At 28.9% G+C, this 13695-nt stretch carries 13 protein-coding genes; 3 read left to right on the forward strand and 10 right to left on the reverse strand.

What is annotated here, in order from left to right:
• Positions 1-505, forward strand: a 505-nt coding sequence (locus ACKVOV_RS00005; RefSeq protein WP_409204736.1) for a hypothetical protein, incomplete at its 5' end; no start/stop codon positions are given.
• Position 506: 1 nt separating this feature from the next.
• On the opposite strand, the gene ACKVOV_RS00010 is transcribed toward ACKVOV_RS00005, so the two are convergent.
• On the reverse strand, positions 507-1322 hold the full coding sequence (locus tag ACKVOV_RS00010) for a glycoside hydrolase family 25 protein (RefSeq protein ID WP_409204737.1): 816 nt from the start codon (positions 1320-1322) through the stop codon (positions 507-509).
• 7 nt (positions 1323-1329) lie between these two features.
• Positions 1330-2040 (reverse strand): CDP-alcohol phosphatidyltransferase family protein, encoded by a 711-nt coding sequence (locus ACKVOV_RS00015; RefSeq protein WP_409204738.1) that lies wholly within the window; start codon positions 2038-2040, stop codon positions 1330-1332.
• 192 nt (positions 2041-2232) lie between these two features.
• Between ACKVOV_RS00015 and ACKVOV_RS00020 the strand changes: the two genes are divergently transcribed.
• Together ACKVOV_RS00020 and ACKVOV_RS00025 are read left to right on the forward strand one after the other, a co-directional pair.
• Positions 2233-3225: a PorV/PorQ family protein gene (locus ACKVOV_RS00020; RefSeq protein ID WP_409204826.1), complete on the forward strand. Its 993-nt coding sequence runs from the start codon at positions 2233-2235 to the stop codon at positions 3223-3225.
• A gap of 9 nt (positions 3226-3234) precedes the next feature.
• Positions 3235-4341 (forward strand): DUF4105 domain-containing protein, encoded by a 1107-nt coding sequence (locus tag ACKVOV_RS00025; protein ID WP_409204739.1) that lies wholly within the window; start codon positions 3235-3237, stop codon positions 4339-4341.
• Between the two features lie 2 nt (positions 4342-4343).
• On the opposite strand, the gene ACKVOV_RS00030 is transcribed toward ACKVOV_RS00025, so the two are convergent.
• The 8 genes from ACKVOV_RS00030 to ACKVOV_RS00065 form a co-directional block, all read right to left on the reverse strand.
• Positions 4344-5738, reverse strand: a complete 1395-nt coding sequence (locus ACKVOV_RS00030; protein ID WP_409204740.1) for a sugar transferase — start codon at positions 5736-5738, stop codon at positions 4344-4346.
• A 38-nt stretch (positions 5739-5776) separates the two neighbouring features.
• Positions 5777-7144: an O-antigen ligase family protein gene (locus ACKVOV_RS00035; RefSeq protein WP_409204741.1), complete on the reverse strand. Its 1368-nt coding sequence runs from the start codon at positions 7142-7144 to the stop codon at positions 5777-5779.
• 64 nt (positions 7145-7208) lie between these two features.
• Positions 7209-8345, reverse strand: a complete 1137-nt coding sequence (locus ACKVOV_RS00040) for a glycosyltransferase (protein WP_409204742.1) — start codon at positions 8343-8345, stop codon at positions 7209-7211.
• Positions 8346-9455, reverse strand: coding sequence for a glycosyltransferase family 4 protein (locus ACKVOV_RS00045; RefSeq protein ID WP_409204743.1), 1110 nt, complete (start codon positions 9453-9455; stop codon positions 8346-8348).
• Between the two features lies 1 nt (position 9456).
• Positions 9457-10284 carry a polysaccharide deacetylase family protein gene (locus tag ACKVOV_RS00050; protein ID WP_409204744.1) on the reverse strand — a complete coding sequence of 276 codons (828 nt, stop codon included), beginning with the start codon at positions 10282-10284 and terminating at the stop codon, positions 9457-9459.
• Positions 10271-11266 (reverse strand): GNAT family N-acetyltransferase, encoded by a 996-nt coding sequence (locus tag ACKVOV_RS00055; RefSeq protein ID WP_409204745.1) that lies wholly within the window; start codon positions 11264-11266, stop codon positions 10271-10273. The genes ACKVOV_RS00050 and ACKVOV_RS00055 overlap by 14 nt, the downstream gene beginning before the upstream one ends.
• A gap of 23 nt (positions 11267-11289) precedes the next feature.
• Positions 11290-12636: a glycosyltransferase family 2 protein gene (locus ACKVOV_RS00060; RefSeq protein ID WP_409204746.1), complete on the reverse strand. Its 1347-nt coding sequence runs from the start codon at positions 12634-12636 to the stop codon at positions 11290-11292.
• Positions 12626-13684 carry an exostosin family protein gene (locus ACKVOV_RS00065; RefSeq protein ID WP_409204747.1) on the reverse strand — a complete coding sequence of 353 codons (1059 nt, stop codon included), beginning with the start codon at positions 13682-13684 and terminating at the stop codon, positions 12626-12628. Before ACKVOV_RS00065 ends, ACKVOV_RS00060 begins: the two co-directional genes overlap by 11 nt.
• Positions 13685-13695: the final 11 nt, after the last annotated feature.

Consider the following 13695-nt stretch of genomic DNA (forward strand, 5'->3'; position numbering starts at 1 on the left):
TTCCGAAATTACAGATTATCGATATGGTGTAAAATGGATTCGAGGTTTTGAATTTACTATTGGTCGAGAATATCAAATTTTTATTAAAAATCAAGAAAATAAAATCATAAAAATTAATTTTAAAAGTTTTTATGGAATTAATAAAAATTTACACTTTAAAAATTATTCAGGGATTCTAAACTCTTTATGGAATTTTCATTTCAATAAAATAGCTTCAGACTTTATTGAAAAATTTAAAAATAACGAACAATTCTCAATTGGTAATGTTCATTTTTCAGATGAAAATATAATAATTGAAACAAATTCTATCTTAAAAAAGAAACAAAATATTATTCTTTGGAAAGATTTACGAACAAAAGACTACAGAACCTATTTTGCAATATATTCTCAAGAAAACCCATCAAATATAAATCAATGTTATAATTATAAAGATGATTGGAATACTGCAATTCTATATACTGTGATTAGAACTATTCTAAAAAACAAAGAAATCGAAATCTATTGATTTATTTTATCAATAACTCTTTCAAATCTACCGAAGTTCCGTTGTAAATATTTACATCTACACAACCTTTTATTCCGTTTACTTTTCCGTTTTCGGTTACTTGCCACATAGACCAATCGGAATCAATATCTGTATAAAAAGCGGTGTAATTTGCAATCCAAAAAGGATAATCCGAGAAATCTTCTTGCAGAAAATCGTTGTAATAACTCTCACCACTATAAATAATTGGTTTTACTCCATAATGTTTTTCAACTACATCGAGCCAACGTTGCAAACCAACTTTTAACCGTTCTATAGATTGTTCTTTTGGCAGCTTTTCAATATCTAAAACCGGTGGGAAATCACCTTTATGCAATCTTACATTCTTTATAAAATTATTAGCTTGCTCAATTGAGTTTTCGTTGGGACGATAATAATGATAAGCACCACAAATAAGCTTACTTTCTTTGGCTTTTTTCCAATATTTTTTAAACTTATAATCTCGTCTATCATTACCGACAGTAGCTCGAACAAAAACAAATTCAATAGGAAAACCACCTTCAATTTCTTTAATATTATCCCAATCTATTTTGTCTTGGTATTCAGAAACATCAATTCCAAAGGATTTTTCTATGTGTGCATCTAAGACTTTATCAAGCGGAGCGATTCTGGTTTCTACAATGATTTTATCCGTTTTAAAGCCTAAATAATAGGCCAAAATATTTCGCTGACTATATATAATAATCAAAACAAATGCAATGAAAATATACCCGTAAAAAGTATTGCTTCGAATGAATGATTTTTGTTTTTTAGACTTAACTGATTTTCGTACAGCCATTAATCCATTATTTTTTATTAATCATATTGTTTACAACCGAAAGCAAAACATAAAAAATAATAATCATAGGAATTCCTAAGTATCTAAACAGAAGTAAAAACAATACTGAAGTTGCCAAAAACAAAATTTGCAAGGCGTTTTTCTTGAAGGTAAAATCTTTTACTTTCAATGAAAATAAAGGAATTTCGGCATTCATAATGTAAGCACTAACAATAGATATTCCTATTAAAGTCCATTTATTAAATAAAATTTCAACAAATTGTGTATTTTGATTATCTGCCATCACCAATGGCAAACTCAATATAAACAAAGCGTTAGCAGGTGTTGGCAACCCTATAAATGAATCCGTTTGGCGTGTATCTATATTAAAATTTGCCAAACGATAACATGCTCCAAGAGTTATTATAAATCCTAAATAAGGCAAATAACCTTGTATTGGTACATGAGTATATTCGCCCGAAATCATATAAACCATAGCAAAACCAGGAACAACTCCGCTTGTAACCATGTCTGCCAAAGAATCTAGTTGTAATCCAAGTGGGCTAGAAACTTTGAATAATCTAGCAAAAAAGCCATCAAAAAAATCAAAGAAAATTCCTAAACAAACAAAATACAATGCTAAATCGAATTTGAAATCTGAAATAAAAATTATTGCTATGCAACCACACGCTAAATTTAACAAAGTAATAATATTGGGAATATGTTTTTTGATATTCATTTTGAAATAATTTAATTATCGATTCAGCAAATTTAGCACAATAAGTTTATACATCGATGCGTTTATTATATCAGATTTTTATTTAATCTTTGTAGAAATTAATTTTCCTTGAAAAAACTTATACTTTTTATATTTTTAATCTCATTTAGCTTTACAAAAGCGCAAACAATTCGTAAATATTCGAACGAATTTATGAATATTGGTGTCGATGCCCGTGCTTTTGGTATGGCAAATACCATGGTAGCGCATACTAAAGATGTAAATTCAGGTTATTGGAATCCGACAGGTTTACTAAAAATAGAAGATGGTGAAGCATCATTGATGCATGCTAATTATTTTGCTAATATTGCGCAATATGATTATGCGGCTTACGCGAAAAAAATAGATGATCGTAGTGCTTGGGGCGCATCAATCATACGTTTTGGGGTTGATGATATTCTTAACACAACTGAACTTATAGATGCCAGCGGAAATATAGATTATAACAGAATTAGCTTATTTTCGACCGCAGATTATGGTTTTACATTTTCATATGCTAGAAAATTACCCGTACAAGGATTTCAATATGGTGTAAATGCAAAAGTTATTAGGCGAATTATTGGGGATTTTGCTAGTTCATGGGGATTTGGATTTGATGTAGGTTTACAGTTCGAAAAAAACGATTGGCAATTTGGTCTAATGGTACGCGATGTTACTACTACTTATAATATTTGGAATATTAATGAAAAGGAGTTTAAGAAAATAAAAGATGCACAAACTCTAAATCCTTTACAAAATCAGGATTTACCCGAAAGTAGCGAAATTACTTTACCGAAAATGCAACTTGGTATTGCTAAAAAATATGAATTTCATAATGAAACAAGTTTATTAGCTTCTGCAAATTTGAATATGCAATTTCAACAAACAAATGACTTAATTTCTACTAGTTTTGCAAGTATTGATCCCGCTTTAGGATTTGAATATGGTTATAACAATTTAGCTTTCCTTAGAGCTGGTTTTGGTAATTTTCAAAAAATACAACAAATAGACGGAAGCAATAAAGTAGGATTTCAGCCTAATCTAGGTGTAGGATTTCAATATAAAGGAATTGCTATAGATTATGCATTAACCGATTTAGGAAACCAAAGCGCCGCTTTATACTCGAATGTCTTTTCTGTAAAAATTGATTTAAGTATATTTAGATAAAACTCTCCAATGACAAAAAAAATACTTTCTTTATTATTTTTTATACAATTTTCAATAAGTTATTGCCAACAATTGCCTATTTCAGAAAGTACAAAAATTAGTATTATCACTGTAGGTCTTGCTGATGAAGTGCATTCTTTATACGGACATACTGCATTGAGAATTCAGGATTACAAATTAAATTTTGATTTAGTTTATAACTACGGAATGTTCGATTTTAGTACTGAAAATTTTGTTGCAAAATTTGCAAAAGGTGATTTACAATACTATGCGGCAGCTTATCCTTATGCAGATTTTGAGTATAGTTATAGAGAAGACAATCGTTCTATATATGAGCAAGTTTTAAACTTATCTACTCTAGAAAAGCAAAAATTATTTGATAAATTAAACACTTCTCTTTTACCTGAAAATACATTTTATACCTATAAATTTATTGATAGAAATTGCACTACAAAAGTGATTGACATTGTAAATGAAGTATTGGAAAACAAACCAATTGTTAAAAAAAATATTAATAGTTCAACGTACAGAGAAGTGCTATTCCCTTATGCAAATAATCATTTTTATGAACAATTGGGCATCAATATAATTTTTGGACAAAAAGTAGATAATCAAGCAACTACTATTTTCCTTCCTCTAGATTTATATGATAATTTAAAAGCTATTTCATATAAAAACGAACCTTTAGTTTCTGAAACAAATATTATTTTTGAAGCTAACAGAACTACTCCCATTTCTTATTTAGATAGTATTTATTCTCTAATAGTCGTTTTATTATTATTTGTAATTCTAAACAAAAAAGCGACTAATATTATTTATTTTACTTTCTTAGGACTAATAGGATTGTTATTTTCTTTTATGAGTATTTACTCTTTTCACAAAGAGTTATTCTGGAATTATAACATTTTATTACTTAATCCATTATTTTTGTTTCTTGTATATTTCATTATTAAAAACAATACAAAATGGATTAAAAAAATAAGTATAATATGTTTATTATCTCTAGGGATTTATTGTTTATATGTCATAGGGAAAATACATTTTATAATTGTTTTACCTATTATAATTACAACATCTATTATACTTTCTCGATTGATTTTGAAAAGACAAAACTAAAATTACTGTCCCTTATAAAAAAGCACGGTACTTATTGTTTTTACGATAATATTTAAATCGAGAAAAATACTTCTATGTTTAATATAGTACAAATCATATTGTAATTTTATTAGGCTATCTTCAATAGTTTCTCCGTAAGAATAATTTACTTGAGCCCAACCCGTAAGTCCTGGTTTTATAACATGACGAGTTTCATAAAAGGGCATTATTTCTGCAATTTCTTTTACAAACACTGGTCTCTCAGGTCTTGGTCCAATAACGGACATATCACCTTTTAGCACATTTATAAATTGTGGAACCTCATCTAGCCTAGATTTTCTTAAGAACTTACCAAAAGGTGTTATTCTAGAATCATTTGCTGTTGCAAAAACAGCACCAGTCTTTTCGGCATTTATAATCATAGATCGAAGTTTATAAATCTTAAAAATCTCCCCATTCTTACCCATCCTTTCTTGAGTATAAAATATAGAACCTTGATTACCTATTACATTTCCTAATAGAACAAAAGGAAAAATAAGTAGACCACAAGAAAGCCCTAATATTGAAAAAATGATTTCAAAAAACCTAATTAATATGAGATACAATTGGTTATGATTACTTCTAGAGAATGGGAAATATTTATAAAAATCTCGTGCAACATACTGAACTGGTATACGTTGTGTAATACTCTCATAAACTTGCGTATACTCTCTAATAACTAAACCTTTTTCAAGAAGTCTGATTAGCTTATTATACAATTGTACAGTTATTCCTTCTGTTTTTTGTGAGGCAATAACAATTTCCGATATGTTTTTTTCATCAATAAATTTTTCAATATTTTTTAAATCAATATGACTCACAAAATTATATTCAAATCCTTTTGAATTTTGAATATCTGAATTTATATATCCTTCAATTTTATAATGAGGATCTACACTTTGTAATCCGTTTATTAACTCTTCTAATTCTTCTTTATCGCAAATTAAAATTACTTTTTTTCCAAATCTTGTTGATGCGAAAAATTTAACATAGATCATTCTCCAAAAAAACAATGATATTAATACGGAAGCATAAAAAAGCAGTATCTGTAATCTGTTTTCTGGAAGTGCTGGTGTTATAAGTGGTGTAAGTAAATAAAATAAAACAGTAGTTGAACTTACTAAAACGATACTTTTTGTAATTTGAAATTGATTACTTGCTACTTGCAAATTATACATTTCAAAAACAGAACCAAAAAATAAAATATAAACAGATAAAATTAATGTCCAATAAAAATTAGTTTCTGATATTTTAAAATAATAAAAATCAAAAATTATACCTAATAAATGTAAGATTCCTAAAACAAAAATTACATCAAAAACTCTAAGCAGAATTTTTCTCTCAGACATTTCGAAGTGTATTTTAGATTGGGAAGTCATTATAGGCGTGTATTGTTTACAAATATCTAAAAATATTTCTATTCTTTATCTAATTTCTCTTCTTGAATTGTAATATTTTGATTTTCGACACTATAAATATGCAATAATGAAAGTGCATATACAAATGCTGGGGCTGCAAGTCGCATTGCTGCATGATTTATTGTTAATAACCAAAAAGTGAAAAGAGCTAATAAATATATATGTTTTCTGTTATTTATATATAACGCTAAAGGTGTTAAACCTAAAATAAGCAACCCTAAAACACCAAATGACCCATGTTCCGCAAGCATTCTTGATATTTCATTATGTGTTGCCCCAACCATTTCTTTTGTTTCTTCTTGTCGGTTTTCTTTTCCTTTACCTACTCCAATACCCATGACTGGATTTTCTAAAAACATATTAAACTCATTTTCTATAATCACTTCTCTCCCTGAAAGCCTACTGGCTTTTACTCTACCAGCAGCATCTTCATTTGCATAACGCTTATTTATAAGTCCTCCAGTTTCTAAAGTACTATATGCCCAAATTATAGACATCGCAATTATAGAAAAACCTACCATTTTAATTATTTTATATTTAGATTTTGTCTTTACTACATTAAAAAGTATTAAAATTAAAAAAATCACCATGACTAGAGCACAAATCATACCTCCTCTTGAAAAAGTCATTAATCCTCTAAAAGCAAAAACTAACAACATGAATATATTAATAATCTTTATCCACTTTTCTTGTGAATAAAATATGACTCTTGTAAAAATGATAAAAACTCCTAATCCTATAATTGTAGAAACTTGATTTGGTCCATAACCTCCTGAAGTAGCAAAATTAGAATCGGTTCCAGTGACTACTTCTTTCACACTTGGGGCATATAAAAACAAAAAAGTAATTGTGCTGATTATAGGTAATAATATACATAATAAAATATTATCTAGCTCTTTTAAAGTGACATTCCTCTGATAGCAATACAGTGCAGAAATACCCAAACATATTGGTCCTGAAATATTAAACGCAATGGCTTTTCTTACGCTTGTATCTAAATTAAGTGTTGATGATCCAAGTATTATTCCTGGAATAAGTATAAGCAAAAATACCCAATAAGGAAATGAATTTCTAGAAAACCCAGAAAAATAAATTCCCATAATCATATAAATAATAACTGAATATTTTCCTATCTCATATAAAACATAACCACCTGTCATTCTTAATATTACTTCACTACCAATACTATAGGCAGCAACATAAAGCACTTGATTATGACGATTTTCTGTTTTTAAAATCAACAAGAAACCAATAGACAAAATCGCCAATCCATAAGGTATTGCTAACTTAGCTTCTATGAATACTAATACTCCAAGAATAACATGGAGGAAAACAAGACTTATATATAAATTATTCTTTTTAAACATTATTTAGGTTTGTTGCAATTCTTAGACATTTGCCTTTTAATAATTCAAAAGTACACACAAAATACTAAGAAATAAAAACCAAATGATTTAACTTTTCTAGATAGTTTATAAATGTAAATTTTTGAGCGACTTCCTGAATTCTGTTCGATTGCTCTTTTAGTTCTAAACTATCGATATAAATAGCTTTGTCTACAACAATAGCATAACTTTCTTTCGAGTTAAAATTCCATACAAAACCATTAGTTTCATTAATATAATGTCCTATACTACCCACGTTAGAAACGATTGGAACAACTCCATAACAGGCCGCTTCTGCAATCACTTTTGGAAATCCTTCAGAGTCTGAGGGAAGCAATAAGAAATGGGATTCTAACAAAATTTTATGTACATTTTCTTTATCTAAAAACCCATGATATTGTATTTTTTCTTTTAAAAAAGTCGTTTTTTCTTTGTAAAAAATTATTTTTTCGCCATCTCCAATAAAATTCACTTTCTCTATTTTATCTAGTGGAATGCTTTGCAAGGCTTCAATAATTCTATCGACACCTTTGGATGATTCTAATCTTCCAACAAAGGTAAAAATGAATGGTGAATCAAATTTTTTGTTTTTACTTATTATTTTTCCTTCTTCTAAATCATTAATTGTTAAACAAGGATTTTCAAACGACAAACAATGTTTGGGTTGATTTTCCCAAAAACCATTTATTGTGACTTTACAGTTTGCCCATTTTTTTTTGAGCCAAGTTCTTTGAATCCTGTAAGACAGTGGTCCTTTTTCTTGACCCCAATTTCCTGCGTATTTTACCCAAAGAATAAATTTTCTATTTATAAAAAAGGAAAATAAAGGCAATAGAAATAATCCCATACTGGTAGGCAAACGCAATTGCACCTCCGAAGCACCATCAAGAGATTTAACAACCTGACTTATAATTTTGGGTATTTTTGTAAAAATTAGAACTTTATCTAACAAACTCTTCCCTCCAAAAGGCGGAATAGGAACAAATGTGATGTTATTTTTGGAATAAGGTAATGAACTTAAAGGCATTTTAGTATCATAGAAACAGGCAACATGATACACTTCCTCCCAATAATCGGCAAGGAAATTGACTTCATTTACAGTTGATCCCCAACCCATTATAATACCATTTTCATTCGTATAATGTTCGGTATGCGAAATAATTACTAATTTTTTCTTTTTCATTTAATCAATAATTTCCAAATACTTTTTAATAATAATATCCCAATCAAAATGCTTCGACCATTGCTTGGACTCAGTAGAATAATGATTGTAATTATTCATAATTTCATCAAAAGCCGATGCAATTTCTATCGCATCATGTGGATTGACTAATTTTCCTGAATATCCCTCTTTTATTGCATCAGTAATGCCACTGTTTTTTGAACCAATGGCTGGCAAACCTAAGAAATTGGCTTCTAAAACAGCAATACCAAAGCCTTCTACATCTCCATTTTTTAAATGATCACTTAACATAAAAAAAACTTTGGATGAAGAAACTACTTGCTTCAAATCATGATTTGACATTGCACCATGAAATATAACATTTTCATGAACATGAAGTGATTTCGCCAAAGCCTCAAACGTATCTTTTTCGGTAGGAATACCAATAATATGATATTGTATTTCAGGATATTTTTCTTTTAATATCGGTAGCGCATTAATTACATTTTGTTGTCCTTTTCGATACGAAACATTTCCTACAGTCACTATATTTGGGTTTCCCTTTACAAAATCGGAATTATTGTTTTCAATTTCAGGAAAAGCAAAACCGTTATTTATTACTGTAATTTTTAAATTGGGATTGGTTTCTAGCGCTAAATTTTTGGTGAACTCAGAAACAGCTACTAAAGAGTCGAACTGAGATAGACTCCATTTTGTAATATGCTTGCTTAGTTTGCCGCCAGCATAAATCTCGGAACCATGTAGTACCGCTACACATTTACTTCTAGAAAATAAAAATTTCATAAATGCTCCTAGCCACAAGGAAAATTTTCCTGAACTAATTAAGGTGATTTTTTTGTTAGTATTTACTGTTTTTATAGTTTGGAAAATCCTGCTCAAATAGGTAAATAATACCATCGAGTGTCTTTTTATTCTTTGCACTTTAATAGGCAATTGATTATCAAAAACAATATCATCGTCAATTTTTTTCGAGCGCTGATCAGTAATTACAGCAACTTCCTTTCCTTCATTTTGCAAAGATAAAGCTAGATGCAAAGCATGATTGCCTATACCGCCTGGTAAGGGTGGAAATTCGGAAGATAGGATTAGAATGTTAAACTTATTTCTCAAATTAAATTAAACTAGACGGTAAAACAAATTGAATTTCTTGATCCGATTGAGTCAATTTTTTTAAAAAATTTTCAAAATTCTCTTTCGATTCAGTCTTATTAAGGAATGAAATCATTAATGGATGTGCGCTAATTGTATAAGTTGGAAAATTTGTATTTAATATATGATTAATTACTTTATCATCAAAACCTGTATAGTGGTTTTCTAAAATTAGAATTTTATTATATTTATATACTTTTCCTGTACAGTTTTTTTTAAGTAAATTAAATTTTTGAAATATATTTTGATACGAAATTCGAACCCATTTATAATTTGTTTCTATTAAAACATTAATCAAATTATTATTATCACCCATTTTAAAAAAAGGAAAAATCCCTCTATCACCTATACTAAAAGCACCTTTTCGAAGCCAAGTCATTGGTCTATTATGCGGAGGAACAAAACCAATCACATTTTGTTTGTTATGTATGGCTTTCTCTAAACTTTTTTTGCTTCGAATTAAACTTTTTTCAATTTGCTTTTTCAAGAATATTGGAGTCCATTCGTGACGCCAACTGTGTGATGCTATTTCATGACCTGCAAGAGAAATTTCATTTATTAATTCTGGAAACACGTAAGGATATTTTCCTTCTTCGGCAGAAAAACCCGTAATTGCAAAACAAGACTTTATATTATATTCTTCTAATTTTTTTAAAATATAATGAACATTATTTATTTCTTCTTCAAAATTTTCGAAAGAAAAATTATAGGGATACGAAGAATTTATTTGACCTATTGGACCATCAAAATCCCAAATTAATATTATTTTTTTCTCTTTAAATATTTTCATCCGAATCTGAGTAAGTATAGTAAAATTTCTTATTTATAATTTTGTCACTTAAATCATTATTGTCTGTATAATAAATAACTTCGCCTCTAGTCCTAAATTTTATAAAACCAAAAAACCAAAGTGCACTAAATCTAGTTTCATCATTAACTGCAAAACGAATGATTTTGAGATTTTGAGATTTATATTTAATTATAATTTGTGCCATCATATCAAAAAAAGCTAACCAATTTTTAATCTTAAAATCAGTCAGAAAATAAGTTGAATCAGCTAAATATCCTGAGAAACTATCACCTTTTTTATTTGAGTATGTATTGATACCTTTATAATAGTTTTTAAATTTTTCATATCTCCAATTTATAAAATCAGCATCATGAATGGTAGAAACAAATCCATCTCTATCGTTTGAATTATTCAATTTTGTATATTCTAATTTACCAATTGTATCAAATCTTTGCTTTCTGATTTTACCGTAAAATATAAAAAAATAAGCAAAAAAATTAGGAATGTTATTTAGTAACTTCAAATCAAAGCCCTTCAATTTTAAAATACCTCCTAAATTTAATGAAAATAAGAACTTATAAGAAGCTTTAATAGATTTATAACCGGCTTTTTTCATTGATTTTGATGCTGCTGGACTCGGATCACTTCCAAAAGTGATCTGTTTTTGTTTATGTGCAAAATCATATAGTAGTTTTGCAACTCCGCTTCCTCTATAATCGTTATCAACCATTAAATCACAAGTCCATTGCGATTCATAAACTTTGCCTTCAACATTTACATTAAATGGAATTAAACCCAACTGACCAATTACTTTATCCTCTTTAATAGCCAAAATAAATGATGGTAGATCTTCATTTTGCTTCCCTCTAAATTTCCAATAAATATATTCTGGTGTGATTCTCCTTGATTTTTTCCAATATTTTGAAGCAAAATCAATATGTTTTTGTTCTAAATGGGAAGAGTATGCCTTTATTTCAATCATTCTTTCTTCTATTTTTAGATTATTTATTGAATTTTTAAAGTTTCAATTTTTTCGCCTTCTTTAATTTTTGCACTAGCTAAATGCCAAGATTTTATAACCTGAAAACAAATAAGCGGTAATAAAACAGGAACCAAAGCAAAGCTAAGTACTTTTAGCAACTTGCTCTTTTTAAACCTGTAAGGCACTAGTGAAGGTAATATAGCGTGTAAGATATAATATTTACTAAGATTAGTGCCAAAATATTTTCTCGAAAAATACAAAACACTAGGCACAGGTCGTGGTCCTAATAATTTTTTAGGTCGCCAACCATCCCAACTTCCCATTTGTCTCAAACCGCCTTGTGCTACTTTAAGATGAACGCGTTTGGCTCTATAATTAGAAATATTTTTATATCCTGCTAAGTAGGATCTTAATCCAAATTCACCATCACCCATACGTTGTTTTTCGAATTGCCTGTCAAACAAGCCAATATGTTCAAAAATTTCTCTTTTGAGTAATACATTTCCAGTATCTAATTGATCGCTCCAGCGGAAATAACTGTAATGTTTAGGGATTTCGTCACCAATGGTACTTATTGAAACTCCAGAAGACAAATCGGCATCAAAAAAATCTAGTGTTTTTATATGTTCTGCAATCCAATTGGGTTCTACTAACGAATCATCATCATACAACAAGATATATTTTCCTTTACTAGATTGTATGGCTTCATTTCTGGCCCGCCAAAGTGCTTTTTCCTCCTGAAACCAGAAATACAAATCGAGATTCCAGCCTTTATAAAACTGTTCTTGAAAATCATCGGTCTGATCAACAATAATAACTTCAAAATTTTTATAAGTCTGATTTTCTAAATCACGTAAAACATCTTTTAGATAAACATATCTATTTAGTGTTGGAATGATGACCGAAACCATTGGATTTTCTTGCAACAGTTTACTATTAAACAACTCATAATCAAGATATTTATAATGATTTTTAGAGAAATCGAAACGTTTTGTTTTTTTAGCTTTTAGAAAACTAATAATTTCAGAAAACGGGTTATGAAGTGTCAGTATTCGAATAAGAAACACATAATAAACCCAAGCTTTATGAAAATTTTTGAATAAAAAAATATACTCGTCTTGTAACGGAATAGATTCTTTTTTCCAGATGTCTAATCCTGATTTGTATTCTTTATTTATAAATCCTTGCTGAAAAGCAGTCCATGCAACGTCGCGTTCTTGTGCTATATTACTTTTATAATTAGTATCTATAGAATACGTAAATGAAACTGCATCTAATTGTTGTATAGTTGGGAAATACCCAAAATATTTATTCGATTTTAAATTAAAATAAGCAATGGGTTGCAGGTATTTATAAAAACTAAATATCATTCGAAATCATTTCAAGCATTCCTTTTACAGAAAGTGTTTCTTTCCATAGTTGTCTATTAATCAATTGCATTTTAATAAAATCATCTTCTGATAATTTATTGTGAAAATTACTAACTATTAGCGCAATATTTTTTCTATCCTCCCATTCTATCCAAACCACATGATTCTTCCAATTTATGGTTTCTTCAAACGGCAACAGGCAATCCGTATTCACAAAAATAGGAATTTTACCCAACATGAGTGTTTCGTATAATCGTACGGAGAAATTTCCTGCTCCGCGAACACACAACACATAGTCCGACTGATAGATATTCTGATAATATTCTAATGTTGTTACTTCTCGTTGTGCTTTGGTAATAGCGCCGCCTCTATAGTTTTTTCGATAAATGAAATTAGTATTTATAAATCTTGATTTTTCAAACAGGTGCAATAATTTTGCTCGCTCGTAAGCCGATGCAAACAAAGGTTCATAATCTTTTCGAAATGGTTTTGCAATAAATCGCTTACTATTTTCTAACAGACATTTTGCAATTTCTTTCAGTCGTTTGATTAATGATGTGGTGGCATGACCACAAAAACTAACAATTGGCAATTCTTTTTTTGCAGATGGCGTAATAGTTTCTTGATAAAAAAATCGCTGAAAATGATCAGAAAGTGCAACGGGAAACCCTTTATTCTTATCAGATAATTGTTTTTTGAAACCTCCCATCCTAAAATATACAATATTAGAAAATTCTGGAAAAGCAATCCCAAAATCACCTTCTATAAATCCCAAAGCTTTTATATTATATTGAATACAAAGTGCATTTATTTTTTCCAGTTCATCTCCTTTATTTTCTGTAAAATAGTTATTTATTGAAAATGGAATGAGTATTATTTGTGCCTTTTCAACAATCTCTGTAAAGCTAAAATCATTGTTAAAATTCCATTTGCTTTTTACATCATTATCGTTTGCCCAACATTTTTCAGAATAAAAAGGTCGGGTTAAGATAAAAAGATTTCTTTTGTCTTTTACAGGGAATTTGATATTTGGAATGAAAATATTCAAAAAAATACTTT

The organism is Flavobacterium sp. (assembly GCF_046153165.1).
Taxonomy (GTDB): Bacteria; Bacteroidota; Bacteroidia; order Flavobacteriales; family Flavobacteriaceae; genus Flavobacterium.